General features: G+C 58.9%; 21 protein-coding genes and 3 tRNA genes. 8 read left to right on the top strand and 16 right to left on the bottom strand.

Going from position 1 to position 16,426, the window contains the following annotated elements; genetic code table 11:
- Window positions 1-48: 48 nt before the first annotated feature.
- The 3 genes from H9Q75_RS11060 to H9Q75_RS11050 all read right to left on the bottom strand — a co-directional run bounded on the left by H9Q75_RS11060 (window position 49) and on the right by H9Q75_RS11050 (window position 1,929).
- Complete coding sequence (locus H9Q75_RS11060) at window positions 49-567, bottom strand: hypothetical protein (protein ID WP_186567070.1); 519 nt, start codon at window positions 565-567, stop codon at window positions 49-51.
- A gap of 127 nt (window positions 568-694) precedes the next feature.
- A complete protein-coding gene (locus tag H9Q75_RS11055; RefSeq protein WP_243200803.1) occupies window positions 695-1,378 on the bottom strand; it encodes a ferritin-like domain-containing protein in 684 nt (227 codons plus the stop codon).
- A gap of 191 nt (window positions 1,379-1,569) precedes the next feature.
- Window positions 1,570-1,929, bottom strand: a complete 360-nt coding sequence (locus H9Q75_RS11050; protein WP_186567068.1) for a hypothetical protein — start codon at window positions 1,927-1,929, stop codon at window positions 1,570-1,572.
- Between the two features lie 209 nt (window positions 1,930-2,138).
- On the opposite strand from H9Q75_RS11050, the gene H9Q75_RS11045 reads away from it, so the two are divergent.
- The 3 genes from H9Q75_RS11045 to H9Q75_RS11035 are packed head-to-tail and all read left to right on the top strand — an operon-like array spanning window position 2,139 to window position 4,192.
- Window positions 2,139-2,876, top strand: a complete 738-nt coding sequence (locus H9Q75_RS11045; RefSeq protein ID WP_186567066.1) for an ABC transporter ATP-binding protein — start codon at window positions 2,139-2,141, stop codon at window positions 2,874-2,876.
- Between the two features lies 1 nt (window position 2,877).
- Window positions 2,878-3,801, top strand: a complete 924-nt coding sequence (locus H9Q75_RS11040; RefSeq protein WP_186567064.1) for a SufB/SufD family protein — start codon at window positions 2,878-2,880, stop codon at window positions 3,799-3,801.
- Window positions 3,785-4,192, top strand: a complete 408-nt coding sequence (locus H9Q75_RS11035) for a PaaI family thioesterase (protein ID WP_186567062.1) — start codon at window positions 3,785-3,787, stop codon at window positions 4,190-4,192. The genes H9Q75_RS11040 and H9Q75_RS11035 overlap by 17 nt, the downstream gene beginning before the upstream one ends.
- Window positions 4,193-4,235: 43 nt before the next feature.
- Here H9Q75_RS11035 and H9Q75_RS11030 read toward each other — a convergent pair whose 3' ends face one another.
- From H9Q75_RS11030 to H9Q75_RS11020, 3 genes are read right to left on the bottom strand one after another with little or no spacing between them, the layout of a single operon-like run.
- On the bottom strand, window positions 4,236-4,655 hold the full coding sequence (locus H9Q75_RS11030) for a hypothetical protein (RefSeq protein ID WP_186567060.1): 420 nt from the start codon (window positions 4,653-4,655) through the stop codon (window positions 4,236-4,238).
- 21 nt (window positions 4,656-4,676) lie between these two features.
- Window positions 4,677-5,378 (bottom strand): MATE family efflux transporter, encoded by a 702-nt coding sequence (locus H9Q75_RS11025; RefSeq protein ID WP_341480943.1) that lies wholly within the window; start codon window positions 5,376-5,378, stop codon window positions 4,677-4,679.
- Between the two features lie 19 nt (window positions 5,379-5,397).
- On the bottom strand, window positions 5,398-5,565 hold the full coding sequence (locus H9Q75_RS11020; RefSeq protein ID WP_186567056.1) for a hypothetical protein: 168 nt from the start codon (window positions 5,563-5,565) through the stop codon (window positions 5,398-5,400).
- Between the two features lie 375 nt (window positions 5,566-5,940).
- Here H9Q75_RS11020 and H9Q75_RS11015 point away from each other — a divergent pair, with 375 nt between their 5' ends.
- Both H9Q75_RS11015 and H9Q75_RS12895 read left to right on the top strand, forming a co-directional pair.
- Entirely contained in the window at window positions 5,941-6,216 is a 276-nt protein-coding gene (locus H9Q75_RS11015) for a cupin domain-containing protein (RefSeq protein WP_186567054.1), read from the top strand.
- Window positions 6,217-6,427: 211 nt separating this feature from the next.
- Entirely contained in the window at window positions 6,428-6,802 is a 375-nt protein-coding gene (locus tag H9Q75_RS12895) for a helix-turn-helix domain-containing protein (protein ID WP_186567052.1), read from the top strand.
- Between the two features lie 229 nt (window positions 6,803-7,031).
- Here H9Q75_RS12895 and H9Q75_RS11005 read toward each other — a convergent pair whose 3' ends face one another.
- The 9 genes from H9Q75_RS11005 to vanR form a co-directional block, all read right to left on the bottom strand.
- Window positions 7,032-8,633: a peptide chain release factor 3 gene (locus H9Q75_RS11005; RefSeq protein WP_186567050.1), complete on the bottom strand. Its 1,602-nt coding sequence runs from the start codon at window positions 8,631-8,633 to the stop codon at window positions 7,032-7,034.
- Between the two features lie 151 nt (window positions 8,634-8,784).
- On the bottom strand, window positions 8,785-9,387 hold the full coding sequence (gene safA, locus H9Q75_RS11000; RefSeq protein WP_186567048.1) for a SafA/ExsA family spore coat assembly protein: 603 nt from the start codon (window positions 9,385-9,387) through the stop codon (window positions 8,785-8,787).
- Between the two features lie 124 nt (window positions 9,388-9,511).
- Entirely contained in the window at window positions 9,512-9,874 is a 363-nt protein-coding gene (locus tag H9Q75_RS10995; RefSeq protein WP_186567046.1) for a hypothetical protein, read from the bottom strand.
- 319 nt (window positions 9,875-10,193) lie between these two features.
- The gene (locus H9Q75_RS10990; RefSeq protein ID WP_186567044.1) at window positions 10,194-10,406 is read right to left on the bottom strand and encodes a cold-shock protein; all 213 of its coding nucleotides are present in this window, start codon (window positions 10,404-10,406) and stop codon (window positions 10,194-10,196) included.
- Between the two features lie 254 nt (window positions 10,407-10,660).
- Window positions 10,661-10,834 (bottom strand): hypothetical protein, encoded by a 174-nt coding sequence (locus tag H9Q75_RS10985; protein WP_186567042.1) that lies wholly within the window; start codon window positions 10,832-10,834, stop codon window positions 10,661-10,663.
- A gap of 101 nt (window positions 10,835-10,935) precedes the next feature.
- A tRNA-Val gene (locus H9Q75_RS10980) sits at window positions 10,936-11,011 on the bottom strand.
- A gap of 25 nt (window positions 11,012-11,036) precedes the next feature.
- Window positions 11,037-11,111, bottom strand: a tRNA-Glu gene (locus tag H9Q75_RS10975).
- A 67-nt stretch (window positions 11,112-11,178) separates the two neighbouring features.
- Window positions 11,179-11,255, bottom strand: a tRNA-Met gene (locus tag H9Q75_RS10970).
- 89 nt (window positions 11,256-11,344) lie between these two features.
- On the bottom strand, window positions 11,345-12,040 hold the full coding sequence (gene vanR, locus H9Q75_RS10965; protein ID WP_186567040.1) for a VanR-ABDEGLN family response regulator transcription factor: 696 nt from the start codon (window positions 12,038-12,040) through the stop codon (window positions 11,345-11,347).
- A gap of 193 nt (window positions 12,041-12,233) precedes the next feature.
- Here vanR and H9Q75_RS10960 point away from each other — a divergent pair, with 193 nt between their 5' ends.
- From H9Q75_RS10960 to H9Q75_RS10950, 3 genes are read left to right on the top strand one after another with little or no spacing between them, the layout of a single operon-like run.
- Window positions 12,234-12,773: a SprT-like domain-containing protein gene (locus H9Q75_RS10960; protein ID WP_186567038.1), complete on the top strand. Its 540-nt coding sequence runs from the start codon at window positions 12,234-12,236 to the stop codon at window positions 12,771-12,773.
- Window positions 12,736-13,788, top strand: coding sequence for a lysylphosphatidylglycerol synthase transmembrane domain-containing protein (locus H9Q75_RS10955; protein ID WP_341480942.1), 1,053 nt, complete (start codon window positions 12,736-12,738; stop codon window positions 13,786-13,788). The genes H9Q75_RS10960 and H9Q75_RS10955 overlap by 38 nt, the downstream gene beginning before the upstream one ends.
- Window positions 13,785-14,915 carry a sensor histidine kinase gene (locus tag H9Q75_RS10950; protein WP_186567034.1) on the top strand — a complete coding sequence of 377 codons (1,131 nt, stop codon included), beginning with the start codon at window positions 13,785-13,787 and terminating at the stop codon, window positions 14,913-14,915. The genes H9Q75_RS10955 and H9Q75_RS10950 overlap by 4 nt, the downstream gene beginning before the upstream one ends.
- 84 nt (window positions 14,916-14,999) lie before the next feature.
- Here the strand turns inward: H9Q75_RS10950 and H9Q75_RS10945 are convergent, their stop codons facing one another.
- Window positions 15,000-16,370 (bottom strand): citrate/2-methylcitrate synthase, encoded by a 1,371-nt coding sequence (locus H9Q75_RS10945; protein ID WP_186567218.1) that lies wholly within the window; start codon window positions 16,368-16,370, stop codon window positions 15,000-15,002.
- Between the last annotated feature and the right edge of the window lie 56 nt (window positions 16,371-16,426).

The raw sequence follows: 16,426 nt of genomic DNA, 5'->3' as shown, positions 1-16,426 counted from the left end.
GGGTGCGCACCCGGTTTTTATTGCGGCTGACCTGGGGCCGGGCCGAGTTCACTGGGCTTCCGGAGCAAAAGCACTGCGGTAGCGGCGGGCCTGGGCCTCCACAGGGGGATAGAGGCGCACCTCATCCCCTGCGCAGGAAAAGACCTTTCCATAGGCGTTGCCAGCCTCGGTGCACATATTTCCTAGGTTCTGGGCAAAATTTTGTTCTGGCCGGCCCGAGGCCTCCCGATAATAGCGGGCCATGGCCGAGCGGCTGGCCACACCATTGTGCTCCAGGGCAAAGAAGGCCTGAAGAATCAGGTGGCACAGCTGGCTGGGCCGGGTGGCCCAAAGAGGAATGCGCTGGTAGGCGCGGCTGTGTACCGCCTCATCCCCGCTGCCCGGCAGCGGGGACGGGATTGTCCGGGGCCGCGGGGGACTGAGGCGCACTGCCTCGCTGGAAAATACGCCGGAGCAGTAGGTGCGCAGCAGGCGCTCCAGCACCTGCTGCTTCGTCTCACCGGAGATGGAAAGGGCCATTTCAAAGCGGGGTATGAGCTCGTCCGAAAGCTCGCAGGCAAGCAGCATCCAAATCCCTCCTCTGTTTCTTGTCCCTAGTATAAAGGGGTAGAGAGAAAAAGTCAAGAAATAAATAACACATGAAAAAGATGCAAAAAGACCTGACCATTTTTCGGTCAGGTCTTTTTGCCCGGGGTCAGAGCTGCTCCAGAATGCCCCGCAGCAGCCAGGCGTGGGCATTTTCGTCCCCGGCCAGCTCCTGGAAGAGCTCCTGCAGGGCCGGGTCGGTGGTCTCCTCTGCGGCGGCTAAGTACGCGCACTCTCCGCGCTGCTCCTCCCCAAAACGCTCCCGCAGGGCTGCGGGATAGGTGTGGTTCATGGGTGCGTTCATGCGGTCGATGGGCCAGTAGCGTACGCCAGAGATCAAAAAATACGCGGTGGACAGGCGTTTTGCGTGCCGGCGTTCATCGGAGGCGATGGAAGCCAGCACCTTTCCGCCCGTGCCGATCGCCCGGCGGGCAAGCATTTGGTAGGTCCTGAAGTCGGCCAACTCATGGTCGATAAATTGCTGGAGCAGCGCGCCATAGACGGCGGAAGCGGCGCCCAGACAGGGTACGCAGTCCTCCTGCGGCAGGGCGGCGGAGACCGGAGCCGGCTGTACCACCGGGGCAAGAGCGGTGCGTTCCGGGACACAGGGGGTCTGCGCCTGTTCCTGGGCCGGCGCGGCGGCCTGAGCCTGGGCGGCGGAGTCGTCCAGTACAAAGGGGCAGTCCGGCCGGTCTTCCGGCATGACCCTCCTCCACACCCGTTCGAACACCTCACGATCAAATGCACAGGGCATATCCCCGGGGGAGATGCCGGGGAGAGCTTCTTGTTCCATAAAACTGCCTCCTACTCTTGGAAATGTAATCCATTCTATGCAATTGCTGAAAAGATGGACCGCAAAAGAGACAAGTGGGCTCCCTTTTTATTTTTGGACTGATTTAGAATATAAATAACCTCCTTTCGTCGAAGGAACGAAAGGAGGTATATTCACAGATGGCAACTGCTCGACAAACCGGGATTTACTTTTCACCAGCGCAGTTCACATTGACCAGAGGCACTCTTAAATTCCCAGCGTAAATAGTATCTGCTTTTTCTCCCATCTAAATCTATTGTCTGGGAGGGAAATTGTCTGCTGAGTTTCAATAATGTCTGTTTTTTCTTATCCAGCAACAGCACTTCCACATCCCCTTTTGTCAGATGGGCGTCGAATACAAACGCATATGTTCTGCTTTCATAGAATCTTCCCATATGTCGGACCCATCCGGTACAAGCATCCAGACGAGCCTTATCTACATTTTTTCCAGGTAGAAGCACAAATAAAATAGCTCTTATACATTTAGTTGTTGCGATTGCCCCCCAATAGTATGGAAACCCCTTAAAAGCCACGTACTTCACCTTCTGTATGTCAAATTCCGGCTTATCTTTTTATTTATTTTATCATGTTTTTCGGCTTCTATCAACGCATAGTGAAATCGACGGAGTTAGAACCAATCAGTCCAAATGTAAAAAGGAAGTAAATGGGGAGATGCTTGTTTTTTTACCTGCCTCGTGGTACAATAATAAATCACGGAAAAATCTACAAAGGAGTACCGCTTATGCTGGAAATCAAAAACCTCTGCTATCAGGTGGAGGGGGAGTCCGGCCAGGAGCTTGGAATTCTGAACGACGTCTCCCTGTCGATCGCGGACAACAAGTTGGTGGTCATCACCGGGCCAAATGGCGGCGGCAAGACGACCCTGGCCAAGGCCATTATGGGACTGGTGCCCCCCACGGCGGGCAGCATCTGCTGGAATGGCACGGATATCACCCATATGAGCATTACCCAGCGGGCCCAGCTGGGCGTCAGCTATGGCTTTCAGCAGCCGCCCCGCTTCAAGGGCCTGCGGGTCAAGGACCTGCTGGCCCTGGCCGCGGGGAGCGAGAAGCTGACCCGGGAGGAGGGCTGTCAGTACCTGACCCGGGTAGGACTGTGCGCGGCGGACTATATTGATCGGGAGGTGGATGCCTCTCTGTCCGGCGGCGAGGTCAAGCGCATTGAAATCGCCACCATCCTGGCCCGCCGGTCCGGCCTGATGATTTTTGACGAGCCCGAGGCCGGGATCGACCTGTGGTCCTTTGCCCGGCTGACGGAGACCTTTAAGGCCATCCACCAGCGGCGGGAGGCGACTCTGCTGATCATTTCCCACCAGGAGCGCATCATCGACCTGGCCGATGAGATCGTTATGATTTCCGACGGCAAGGTGGCCAAACAGGGGCCGAAGGACGAGATCTTTCCCCAGATCCTGGCCAACACCGTCGCCGGGTGCAGCTATATGAGCGAGGGGAGGAACTGAGATGGAACAGATGGACTGGAAGCTGCTCAAAGAGATTGCGCAGCTGGAGCGGACCCCCCAGGGGGCCTATAACATCCGCCGCAACGGGCAGCTGGACTCCCGCGCCAGCACCGCCAATATTGAGATCATTACCAAGACCGAGCCGGGCAAATCCGGGATTGACATCCACATCAAGCCAGGGACGAAGCACGAGTCAGTGCATATTCCGGTCATTATCACCCAGACCGGCCTGAGCGAGATGGTGTATAATGACTTCTTCATCGGCGCTGACTGTGATGTGGACATCGTGGCCGGCTGCGGCATTCACAACACCGGCTGCGAGACCAGCCAGCACGACGGTCTGCATACCTTTTACGTGGGGAAGGGCGCCAAGGTGCGCTATGTGGAGCGCCACTACGGCGAGGGACCGGGTACGGGCAAGCGGATTATGAATCCCCAGACCGTAGTCTATCTGGAGGAGGGGGCCTCCATCCAGCTGGAGACCACCCAGATCCGCGGCGTGGATTCCACCAAGCGGGAGACCAAGGTGGTCGTGGGCAAGGACGCGGAGGTGGTCATCACCGAGAAGCTGCTGACCCATGGGGAGCAGACTGCCCAGAGCGATATGGAGGTCATTCTGGACGGAGAGGGCGCCTCGGGCCGGGTCATTTCCCGCTCTGTGGCCCAGGACGGATCCCGGCAGATCTTTTACCCGAAAATGACTGGGAACAACAAGTGTTTCGGCCACGTACAGTGTGATTCCATCATTATGGGGGAGGCCAGAATTTCGTCCATCCCGGCCATTGTGGCCAATCATGTGGACGCCCAGTTGATCCATGAGGCGGCCATCGGACGTATCGCCGGGGACCAGATCCTCAAGCTCATGACGCTGGGACTAACGGAACAGGAAGCGGAGGAAAAGATTCTCGATGGATTTTTACAGTAAAGCAAAGGATTTTATCAATAACAACGTTAATTTTGCAACTGCCAATCACATCCGGGTTTTAGAGGTGGGGGAGGGAACCTGCACCGCAGAGCTGACCGTGGTGCAGGAGAGCCTCAACCCCATGGGGAATGTCCACGGGGGCTGCCTGGCTACCCTGGCGGACGTGACGTGCGGCGCCGCCGTGCGCAGCTATGGCCGGAAGTGCGTCACGCTGGACTGCAGCCTTCACTATCTGGCCGCCGGCACCGGCGGCCGGATCCGGGGCGAGGCACGTGTGGTGCGCAAGGGGGGTACGATCGTTGTGTGCGATGTGACCCTGCTGGATGAGAAAGGCGTCAAGGTGCTGGTGGGCACGCTTACCTTCTATCTGCTGGGTGAGACGCTGTCCTGAATACAGGAGGCGGCCCGGAGCTTGAGGCTCCGGGCCGCCTTTTTTATGCGGGCAGCGTGCTGTCCGCGGAGGGGGTGTTCTCACGCAACTGTGTGGACTGCAGATCGTCCAGCCGCAGCAGGGCGGCCAGAAATACGAAAAGGCTGGCCGCCAGGTTGACGCCGGCGGAGTGCCTCGCTGCCGGGTCGTCTCCCTGAGCTGCGGCCTCCCAGGCCCTGAGGGCCAGACAGAGGAAAAACCCCAGCGCCCCCAGCACGATAGACCCGGCGGCGCACCGGATGGGAAAGATTTCAGGCAGGCACTCCACAGCCCGGGCGGTCCCTTCCATGGTACCGACCAGCTGCCTGCGCTGGATGAGCACAGCCCAGAAGGACAGCAGGATGGAGAAGATGATAAAAGCCAGAAAGACCAGGGACTGGTTGACGGTGTTCAGTTGTTCCCGCTGTGTCGCCTGCTGCTCCATCTCTGGCACCCCCCACAATACTTATTCCAGTGTATCCAGAGCGGGGCTGTCCGGTGACTGGGATGCGCCACGGGTGAGCACCCGCACCCAGCGGTAGCGATTACAGGTGAAGGCGTTTGGAATGCATTTGAGAATTTGGTCTGCTTTTAAAAAGCAGAAGGTGACCACGGGAGGAAAGGAGAATACAAAAGCGCTTAAAAGGGCGGCGGGAATGGTAAAGAGCCACATAAAGAGGTTATCCGCCCAGGCGGCGTATTTGGTGACGCCGCCGTCTGTAATGATGCCGCTCTCCACAGGATACTCGTAGCAAGAACCCACAGTTGTGACGCTCAGAACCGTCAAAAAGCGGACGGCCAGCGCCTTTGTATCTGCAGAGACTGCGTAGACCTCCACAATCCGGCTGACCAGGGTGGCCAAGGCGGCGCCTGTGACGCCCAGTTCCGGAGCGCCGAAATTGCCGCAGATCAGGCAATCATTCAGAGCAGCATTGATACAGATGGTGCTGAGTGACATCACGGTATCGATCATGGCGGTCTCCACACTTTGCAGGGAATACATCAGAGAGTTGGACACGGAGAACACCAGGTAGGTCCAGCAGATGATCCGGAGATAGCGCACCCCCTCGGCGATGACGGCCTGGTCGCTGGTAAACAGAGAGAATCTCAACGGGAAAGAGGCTGGAGAGGAGAAAAACAGCAGGCCAACCACCAGAGCGAACTTCACTCCAATGGGAATGATCTGCTTAATGGGCTCCGTCCGTCCCTGCCCCCCAATACTGTGAGGCCAGTACCACAATGCCCGTGCCGATGCCGGCCGCGATCTGCTGCAGAGTGAACTGGATCTGATTGACCAGGGTCGCTCCGGACAGGGCCAGTCCTGTGTAGGCCCCCGGCATCATATTGCCCGCCATATTGACCGCCAGAGCGGCCAGCTGCTGCAGGGTAATGACGCACAGCAGCGGAAAAAGGCGCGGTAAAAGGAGCGGTCGCGGGTAAACAGACCGAGAAATTTGGGATCCCGATCCGGGGGCGGCAGCGTATAGCGGGGTTGCGTTGTGTCCATTCAGGCTGGCTCCTCTCTTGTACTCTAAAACCAGATTATCGCAGAATGGGCGGCCTTCTTCTAGCAATATTTTTCCGAAGAATAGTATAATATCGCCAAAACCGGCGAAAGAAAAATACGCCATGTCTGCTTCTGACTTATTATGATCACATTAAAATCAGGAGCTTTTGCAAAATACCGGCCTTTATGGTATCATATCGTCAAATATGCGGGAGCTGATAAAATGCAGATTTCTGAGATTACCAGGGACGACACCCTGCGCTCCACGGTCCCCTATGGCACGGCTGAGTTTCCCTTTGAATGCTATCTGGACCAGCTGGAGCACTATAAAAGCCGGTGCGTGGAATGGCATTGGCACAGCGAATTGCAGTTTTCCTGCGTTTTGGTTGGGTCCGTGACGGCCTGCATCGGCTCCGACCGGATAGCAATGCAGACCGGGGACGGCCTGTTTATCAACACCGGGGCCATTCACCGCTTTGGCGGCGGCTGGTCGACCTGATTTTTTCACCCGGGTTCCCTGCGCCCCAGGGGTCTGTGCTTTTTCTAAAATATGTGGCCCCCTTTCTCGCCTCCGACTGCGGCTATCTGTCTCTGCGACGGGTGCGGGAGCCGGACCGGAGCCTGCTGGAACGGATGGAGGAGATCGATCAGGCTGCCCGCTGGGAGGACTTCCTACGGGAGCTGCGGATCCACAATCTGACCTCTCTGCTGTGGCAGGAGCTGGCGGAGCACGCCATAGAGCGGCTTTCCCCCGTACCCTCCCACGGCGGCAGACTGGTACAGATCCGGCTGCAGACATCCATGCCCGCTATGCACAGCGCCTCACCCTGGAGAAGATCGCGGCCTGCGCCAGCATCAGCGTCAGCGAGGCGCTGCGGTGCTTTCATACCGGGATACAGACCACGCCGGTCCAGTACCTCAATGACTACCGCCTGAACCGGGCGGCGGACCGGCTGCTCACCACGGCTGATTCAATCACCGCAGTGGCGGCAGCGGCGGGATTTGAGAACGCCGGATACTTCTGCCGGGTATTCAAGAAGAGATACGGCTGCACGCCGGGGGCGTTCCGAAGGAACGGGGGCTAGGGCTTGTTTGAAAAATGTCAACATGCCCAATCGGCGGTCCTTTTGTCCGCTGGACAGCACAATCTTTCCTTGAAATCCGCCAGGATTCCTGCGGAAAAATTGCTTGCCAGCGGCCCAAAATTCCTCGCCACTGGGCACATCGCCAATTTTCAAACAAGCCCTAGGGGACATGCAAAAGGGCTGTGCGGGGGCATTGTCCCCGCACAGCCCTTTTCTCTTTTCATGGCGATTATGACACAGCTCCCCCGAATTCCGAGAAGGTGAGACTGGGATTGCGCTCTTGGGTCCAGTTGACCGCCCACTGGGAGCCGAAGAGGAGCAGCTGATTCCCTTTGTAGTCCTCCACCAGCTTCACGTCCGTGCCCAGGATCAGGTCCTCCTCCTTGACAGGCTCCCCGTCGTCCGCTGTAATCCAGCGCAGATACTCATAGGGCAGACCCTCCATATACAGGTCCACGCCGTATTCGCTCTTCAGCCGGTATTCCAGCACGTCAAACTGCAGGGTGCCCACTACGCCCACAATCACCTCCTCCATGCCGGTGTAGGGGGCCTTGAAGATCTGGATGGCGCCCTCCTGGGCGATCTGCTCCATGCCCTTCAGAAACTGCTTGCGCTTCATGGTGTCCAGGCTGCGCACCCGGCGGAAGTGCTCCGGAGCAAAGGTGGGAATCGGGTCAAATTGAAATTTTTTCCCCGGCGCGCACAGAGTGTCGCCAATGGAGAAAATGCCCGGGTCAAACACGCCGATGATGTCCCCGGCGTAGGCCTCCTCAATGATCTCCCGCTCCGCGGCCATGAGCTGCTGGGGCCGGGAGAGCTTAATCTTCTTGCCGCCCTGGACGTGGTAGACCTCTTTGTCCGCCTCAAACCGGCCGGAGCAGACCCGCAGAAAGGCGATCCGGTCCCGGTGGGCCTTGTTCATGTTGGCCTGGATCTTGAACACAAAGGCGGAGAAGGCATCGTCCATGGAGTCAATCATTCCATCGGTGGAGTGGCGGGGCAGAGGGGCGGTGGTCATCTGGAGGAAGTGCTCCAGAAAGGGCTCCACACCGAAGTTGGTGAGGGCGGAGCCGAAGAATACCGGGGAGAGACTGCCGTGGCGCACCCGGTCCAGGTCAAATTCAGCGGCCGCGCCGTCCAGCAGCTCAATCTCGTCCGCGAGCTGCCGGTGGAGGCGCTCGCCGATCAGACCGTCCAGGTTGGGGTCGCCCAGCTCCACCTCGGTGGCGGTGGCCGCCCTGGCCCCGCCGTTGGAGGTGAAGTGGATGATCTTCCGGCTGCCCCGGTCGTACACGCCCTGGAAGTCCTTGCCGCAGCCGATGGGCCAGTTGACGGGATAGGTCTCAATCCCCAACTCCTTCTCCAGCTCCTCCAGCAGCTCGAAGGAGTCCCGGGCCTCCCGGTCCATCTTGTTGATGAAGGTGAAGATGGGGATGTCCCGCATGGCGCACACTTTGAAGAGCTTGCGGGTCTGGGCCTCCACGCCCTTGGCCGCGTCAATGACCATCACGGCGGAGTCTGCGGCCATGAGGGTACGGTAGGTGTCCTCGGAGAAGTCCTGGTGGCCGGGGGTGTCCAGGATGTTGATGCAGAAGCCCTCATACTGGAACTGCATCACCGAGGAGGTCACCGAAATGCCGCGCTGCTTTTCAATTTCCATCCAGTCGGAGGTGGCGGCACGGGTATTCTTTTTGCCCTTCACCGCGCCGGCTTGGGCAATGGCTCCGCCGTAGAGCAGAAATTTTTCCGTCAGCGTGGTCTTGCCCGCGTCCGGGTGGCTGATGATGGCAAAGGTGCGGCGGCGTTCGATCTCAGATTGATAGTTGGACAAAAAAATCCCCCCAAAAAGGAAAAGGTAATCAAACCAATCAAAATAATGCCCTATATTTTACCACATTTTTTTACACCTTACCACCCCCTTTGCCGGAAAAAGACGCGGCCCCCGCTCCGTTCGGAGCGGGGGCCGCGTCTTTGGGGGGATGTTACCCGATAAACATCTGCGTCCAGTAGTGGCCGTCCGCCACATATCCCACGCCGATCTGTGTATAGGAAGCGCTGAGAATGTTGGCCCGGTGCCCGCTGGAGTTCATCCAGCCCTGAAATACCTGCTGAGGGGTGCGCTGACCGTAGGCAATGTTCTCGCCTGCGGTGCGGAAGGACAGGCCAAAGGCGCGGATCATCTGGAAGGGGGAGCCGTAAGTAGGACTGGTGTGGGAAAAGTAGCCCCGGTCCGCCATGTCCTGGGATTTGTACCGGGCGACGCGGGAGAGCTCCCAGTTGGCGGTAAGCGGCTGGAGTCCGTTAGCGGCACGGGCCTCGTTTACCAGCCGGATAACCTCGTTTTCAAAGGCGGTGACCGATTTGTCCAGCTCCGGAATGGTCAGGACCTGTCCGGGATAGATCAGGTCGGGGTTGGATACCTGGGGATTTGCCTGGATGATTTCGCGGGTGCCCACCTGGTATTGAACGGCCAGCTTCCACATGGTGTCTCCGCGGACCACAGTGTGGGACAGGGCCGACGCACTGACCGTGACGGCACAGACAGCGCACAGGGCGGCAGTCAGACTCATCATTTGTTTTTTCATGGTTTGATACCTCCTGAAAAAATGGTAACAGCCCCTGCGGCCGGGTGCAATACAAAAATATTGCCAGGCAGGTCGGTACAGAGGCAAAGCCGCCCCTGTCTAGGGGCGGCTTTGGACTCGGCCATTACCTAGGCCTGCCGGGGCGGTTATGGGGCGGGCGCCCGGAGGGCGGACGGCCAAAGGGCGGGTGTACCACAGGCGGGAAAAAGATGGGCGGAAACACTACGGGCGGCCGGCAGACATTGGGCGGGCAGGGCGGCCGCACTACCGGCGGAAGCGGGTTCTGCGGAACTGCAGTAATACTTAACGCGCTGATCTGCGGCGGAATGCTGTTGGTCATGGCTCCGTTGTACCAAATCCGGACCATATCGCCGGGACTAAACCAGCGGGCGTCCGAAGTATTTACGAGAACATTCTGGCGGGTATTCAGGTCCAGGACGAGCAGACGCCCCCACTGCACCTCAATCACGATGGCTTGCATGAGCATACTTGGCACCTCCTATCGCCATACCCTATGGTATGCCTGACGCGGCGGCTGCGGAACAGGCGCCAATAGGTCGGATGAGGGAGAAGGAGAGATCGGTCTGACTGGGGAAAGGCGGAAAATGGGTCAGATCTGCGCGGGAAAATCGCAGAATATGTGGTGGTAGGGCGCCCCGCCGAAGGAGAACCCTGCCGGCGTGGGGGAGACGAGCGGGACTTCGACCTGCCCGGACTGACCGGCGGAGGGCGGAGGCCTTCTGAGGGTATAAAAGCAAGAAGAGAGCCGCCCCGGCAAAGGGGCGGCTCTCCAGGCGTCGGTTCCATCAGTCAAGACATACGTTGACCGCACGTAGCTTCCGGCTGTCCTTGGGGTCGGGTTCAGTGTCATAGGACACGCGCTGGCCCTCCTGCAGGCTCTTAAAGCCAGTGCCCTGGATGGCGGAAAAGTGGACAAACACGTCGCCGCTCCCGTTGTCGTTGGAGATAAAGCCGAATCCCTTTTCCTCGTTAAACCATTTTACAGTACCGTTATTCATAAACAAGTACCTCCTCAAATAAAGTGTTATTCCAAAAAACGAGCAAATAAAAACTGCAGGCCGGTAAGTCAAAATGGAAATTGACTCACAACCTGCAGCAATCAGTCATTACATTTAGAATACTTACTCACTATACAGCATGAGAGAACAAATAGCAAGCTTTATTTTCAGCAACATAAAAGTTCGACCGGACAGGGTGCGTATTTCAGGATTGGAGGATTATGTAGCCGCCCAACGGGCGGCTGGAAGTGGACTCAGTAGACCTTGTCCGCCTCTTCCACCATGCGGACCAGCTCGTCCAGGGAAGAGGGCTGGTGCTTGCGGGCGCGAATTTGGGCCTGAAGATAGCCGGGCAGCTCCGAAAAGTAGGCCTCTGCCGCAGGATCCTGCTCAAAGAGCGCATACATATCGCTGTAGGTTGGTTCCATTTGGGTCACCTCCGGAGCTAGTTTGTCCAGAGAGCGGGGAAATCAGCCGAAGCAAGGCCAAAAAACAAGAAGCGACTTGTGAAAACAAGTCGCTTCTTGCATGGTGGAGACAACAGAACTCGAATCTGTGACCTCTCGCGTGTGAGGCGAGCGCTCTACCAGCTGAGCTATGCCTCCATATGGCTGGTATTCCCAAAAGGGATGGTGACGCGTACGGGAATCGAACCCGTATTACCGCCGTGAAAGGGCGGTGTCTTAACCGTTTGACCAACGCGCCATTTCGCTGCGGAGTCGAACGCCGAGTTGGTTCCCCAAGGGCGGCGGGGCCGCCGCCTTTGGGGATATGGTAGCGGCACCTGGATTCGAACCGGGGACAACTCGGGTATGAACCGAGTGCTCTAGCCAACTGAGCTATGCCGCCAAATGGATCTTAATCCAAACAGGGCAAGAGTTAGTATACCCGAATTCACTCCCAATGTCAATCCTTTTTTTCGGGAAATTTTGTCGGACTTAATCAATCTTATAGCCCACGCCCCAGACCGTCTTGATAAAACGGGGATTGCGGGAGGGCTCGCCCATTTTTTCCCGCAGACGACGGATATGGACCATAACGGTGTTGTTGCGGTCCAAATATTTTTCTCCCCACACGGTTTCAAACAGGCGCTCGGCAGAGATTACCTGGCCCCGGTTTTCACAGAGCATCCACAGGATGTCAAATTCAATGGGCGTGAGGCCCAGGGGCTGGTCATAGAGCCAGCACTCGTGGGTGCCGCGGTTGATAATCAGACCATTAAAGTCGATGATGTCCCGGTCGGCCGCCATACGGTCGGCCTCGTTATACCGGGTGTACCGGCGCAGCTGGGCCTTGACCCGGGCCATCAGCTCCAGCGGATTGAAGGGCTTGGTGATATAGTCGTCCGCCCCGATAGTCAGGCCGGTAATCTTGTCCAGATCATCCACCTTGGCGGTGAGCATGAGCACGGGAAAGCGATGGCTTTTACGGATTTCCCCGCACAGGGTGAAGCCGCTGATGTCCGGCAGCATCACGTCCAGAATGGCCAGGTCCAGCTCCTGTGTGCGCACGTATTCCAGGGCCTGCGTCCCGGTGCTGCATTTGAATACGGTACACCCCTCGCTTTTCAGGTAGACCTCCACCAGATCGGCGATCTCCGGCTCGTCGTCCACGACGAGGATCTTGGCGTCCATGCCGCACACCTCCTTTTTTGTTATTATAGCGATTCCCGGAGAAATAAGTCAAGGCGGGGGGCGGAAACGTCAGAAAAACATCAGAATCTCCGGCCGAATCCAAAGCTGGGGCGTGACTTTTGGGAAAAAGAATGGTAAAATACACGATACGACTGCATAAGAACACGCGGCCGGGGACAAAGGAGAAGCTGTGATGAACGATTTTGATGCCCTGCTGGTCCAGGTTTTGGGACAGGCCGGGGCGTTGGGAATTCCGGTGTCCGGGCGGATTGACCCCCATGTACGGGTCAACCGCCGGGCGGTCACCCGTTTTGGATGCTGTATCCGCCGGGAGGCGGGCTTCCAGATCGAATTGAGCGCCCGCTTGCTGGAGGCGGACGAGCGTGCGTGCCTCCAAACCCTGGCCCATGAGGCGCTCCACACCTGCCCCGACTGCCGGAACCACGGTGAGGTGTGGAAAACATACGCCGCTGCCATGAACGCCGCCTACGGCTATGCCATCGCGCGCACCGCCGCCTGCGGGGAGCTGGGTGTGCCCGATCAGAGGCCTGCGCGCTACCTGGTGGTATGCCGCAGCTGCGGCGCGGGGTTTCCGCGCGCTAGAGCCTCCGCGCTGGTGCTCCATCCGGAGCGGTACCGCTGCAGGTGCGGCGGGAGGCTGGAGCGCAGAGATGGAACGACTCCGCAAAAGGAGGGTGCTTTCAACGAAAAAAACAAAAAAGGGACGCTTTAACCGTATTTTTTCCGCTGCGGGCCTGTCCGTGGGTGCGGTCATTCTGGTCTATTTAACGGTCTATGTGGTGCGGACCATGGACCTGCGGGCCCTGCTGCGGCAGGTGCGGCCGCTGTGGCTGGTGGGCGCCGCTCTGTGCATTCCGGTGAGCGAGAGCATTGACGCGCTGATCTTTTACGGCATGGGAAGAAGCGCCGGCTGCCCGGTACGGCTGGCCGGCTGTTTTGACGCAACCTTTATCGGCGAATTTTATTATAAGCTGGGGCCCGCCGGCGCGCCGGTACAGCTCAAGCTGATGTATGACGCGGGAATGCCCGCAACCAATACGGCTTCCATCTATATTTGGAAGATGGTCGCCAACATCATGCTCTATACGATATTTGGCGTGGTTGCGCTGATTTATCATCTGGTCTTCCGGCACGCCAGCCTGAGTGGCGGGGTGCTGGTGGGAATGATCTTTATTATCGCCCTGTGCCTGTTTGGTTGCGCCATGGCACTGCTGATGGCGGTGCGGCCGGCCCCTCTGCTGCGGCTGATCCGGCGGATTTTGACTGCTCTGTCCCGCAAAGTCAAGTATTTGGGCCGGGAGGGGAAGCTGGACGCCGCCATGCGCAAGGTGGAGGAGTTCGCCGGGCAGCTGAGCAGCCTCAAGGGCAATACGCGCTTGTTTGCTTGGCTGTATGTGGGCATGGCGCTGGAGCTGGCGGCCCTCTTTTCCGTGCCCTATTTTCTCTATCATGGGCTGGGGCTTCAGGGGGAGTCCTTCCTGGGTATGTTCCTGCTGCAGGCCATGGTGATGATGATTTCCCGCCTGGTGATGCTCCCAGGGAATGTGGGGGGAGCGGAGGGCAGCTTCTATCTGTTTATGGGCCCCGTGTTTGGGGAGCATTTGGCCGTGGGCCTGGTGCTCTGGCGGCTGACCGCGTTTCTGGAGGTCATGCTCCTGGGCGGCGTGTGGTCGGTCATCCGGTTTGCCAAACGCTCCGCAGCAGGCAGAAAGGAGCATCCGGCATGAATAGAAAGTACACCCGCCTGAAGCTGAAAATGCTGCTGCTGGTGATCGCGGGCTCGGCCATTGCCGGCGGGGTCGGCCTGTTTTTGATGCAGGTGCTGGTGGACGGCGCGCTCCAGGACCCCTTTGCCCAGGGCTTCGTCTGGGCCGCGTGCACCCTCTTTGGCCAGAGCCGGGAGGGGGCGCTGGAGGCATACCAGCTGTATATCCGAAACAATAAGCAGGAGATTATGGCTGTGTGCCTGATGGTGCTGATGCTAGTGGCCTTTTATATTGCCATGGGACGCTTTACCAAATGGCTGGACCAAATCCGCACCGCCACCCGCCGGGTGGTGGAGGAGAGTGAGGAGCCGGTGTGCTTGCCCAAGGAGCTCTCCCCCCTGGAGGAGGATCTGAACGCCATCCGCCAGCAGCTGCGGGAGCGGGAGGGCGCGGCCCGGGAGAGTGAGCAGCGCAAGCAGGATCTGATCGCCTTCCTGGCCCACGACCTCAAGACGCCGCTCACCTCTGTGGTGGGGTATCTGACCCTGCTGCGGGACACCCCGGAGCTGGACCATGAGCGCAGGGCAAAATATACCGGCATTGCCCTGGACAAGGCCGAGCGGCTGGAGGAGCTGCTGGGGGAGTTTTTTGACATTACCCGTATGGACCTGGGGAGCGAGACCGGGCAGATGGAGCCCATCCAACTGTCCATGCTGCTGGAACAGCTGGCCGACGAGTTCTATCCCCTCTTTTCGGAGAAGGAACTGGCGTGCAGTGTGGAAATCGAGCACCACCTTGTGGTGCTGGGAGACCCGGACAAACTTGCCCGGGTCTTCGATAACGTGCTGCGAAACGCGGTAAACTATAGTGTCCGCGGGGGGCGGGTGGAGATCCATGCCGCCCGGTCGGAGGAGCGGGCCGAGATTGTAATTCGAAATGAGGGGCTGGAGATTCCGGAGAGGGAGCTGGCCAATATCTTTCGGAAATTCTACCGCCTAGACGCGGCCCGGTCCTCCCGCACCGGCGGGGCCGGCCTTGGCCTGGCTATTGCCAAGGAGATTGTAGAGCTCCATGGGGGGACGATCCGGGCGGAGAGCAACGGGCGCTTTACCAGCTTTATCATCTCCCTGCCCCTCTATCAGGGATAGCGGAAAGCCGCACGGGATTTCCCGTGCGGCTTTGGTTTCAGAGGGGGAGGGGCAGAACCGATGCGGTATGGGGCGAAGCCTGCCTCACACCCGGTCGGCCAGGGGCACAAACGTGCGCATGGGGGCCACGGCCTTGTAGGCGGGGCGGATAATGCGGTTGCCGGGCTGGTAGACCTCCTCGATGCGGTGGGCGCACCAGCCCACCATGCGGGCCACGGCGAACAGAGGCGTGTACAGCTCCACCGGGATGCCCATCATCTTATAGACCAGGCCGGAGAACATGTCCACGTTGGCGCAGACCACCTTGTCCTCCCCCTTGACGGAGAGCAGGACCTCCGGCGTGAGGCGCTCCACGGACTCGAAGAGCTCAAACTCATCCAGCATGCCCTTGGAGGAGGCCAGCTCCTTGGCAAACTTTTTCAGGATGACCGCCCGGGGATCGGAGAGGGTGTAGATGGCGTGGCCCATACCGTAGATCAGGCCGGACTTGTCTCCCGCCTCTTTTCGCAGCAGCCTGCCCAGGAACGCGCGGATCTCGTCGTCGTCCTTCCAGTCCTTGACGCCGGCCTCGATATGGCCAAACATCTCCATGACCTTTTTATTGGCGCCGCCGTGGCGGGGGCCCTTCAGGGAGCCGATGGCCGCGGAGATGGCGGCGTACAGGTCGGTGCCGGAGGAGGAGAGCACGCGGCAGGAGAAGGCGGAGTTGTTGCCGCCGCCGTGATCGGCGTGGAGCACCAGACACAGGTCCAGCAGCTTGGCCTCCTGGTCGGTGAAGTGGTTGTCGTGGCGCACGGAATAGAGGAAGTTCTCTGCCACGCTCAGTCCCGGCTGAGGGCGATGAAGGTAAAGGGACTCGTTGTCATAGTAGTGGCGCTTGACCGCAAAGGCGTGGGCCGCAATGACCGGCACCCGCGCGATGAGCTGGATGGCCTGCTGGAGCTGGTTGTCCAGAGACAGGTCGTCGGGGCGCTCGTCATAGGAGTACAGGGCCAGCACGGCCCGGCCGAGCTTATTCATCACGTCCGGGCTGGGGGCCTTGAGGATCATATCCTCTGTAAACATGTGGGGCAGGGTGTGATAACCGGAGAGCAGCTGCTGGAACATGGACAGCTGTTCCCGGGTGGGCAGGGCGCCGAAGAGGAGCAGGTAGGCCGTCTCCTCAAAGCCGAAGCGGCCCTCCCGCATGAAGCCGCCGATGAGCTCCTCCACATCAATGCCCCGGTAGACCAGCTTGCCGGGCATGGGGACACGCTCGCCATCCTGCACATAGTAGCCCAGCACATTGCAGATCTGCGTTACCCCGGCCATTACGCCGGTGCCGTCGGCGTTGCGCAGGCCGCGCTTGACGTCGTATTTTTCATAGTAGACCGGGTCGATCCGGTTATGCTTCTGGTATTCGCCGCATAGACTGGTGATGAAGTCCATGGAGGCGTCCTTATCTGCATTTTGCATCATGGAGCACTCCTTTGCCCATAGATTTGGAAAATATTCTATACCCAAACCGGCGG

The sequence above is a fragment of the Lawsonibacter celer genome, from assembly GCF_014281125.1.
Lineage (GTDB): Bacteria > Bacillota > Clostridia > Oscillospirales > Oscillospiraceae > Lawsonibacter_B > Lawsonibacter_B celer.
Note: the sequence above shows the minus strand (reverse complement) of the source record. Positions and strands in the feature narration are given on the sequence as shown.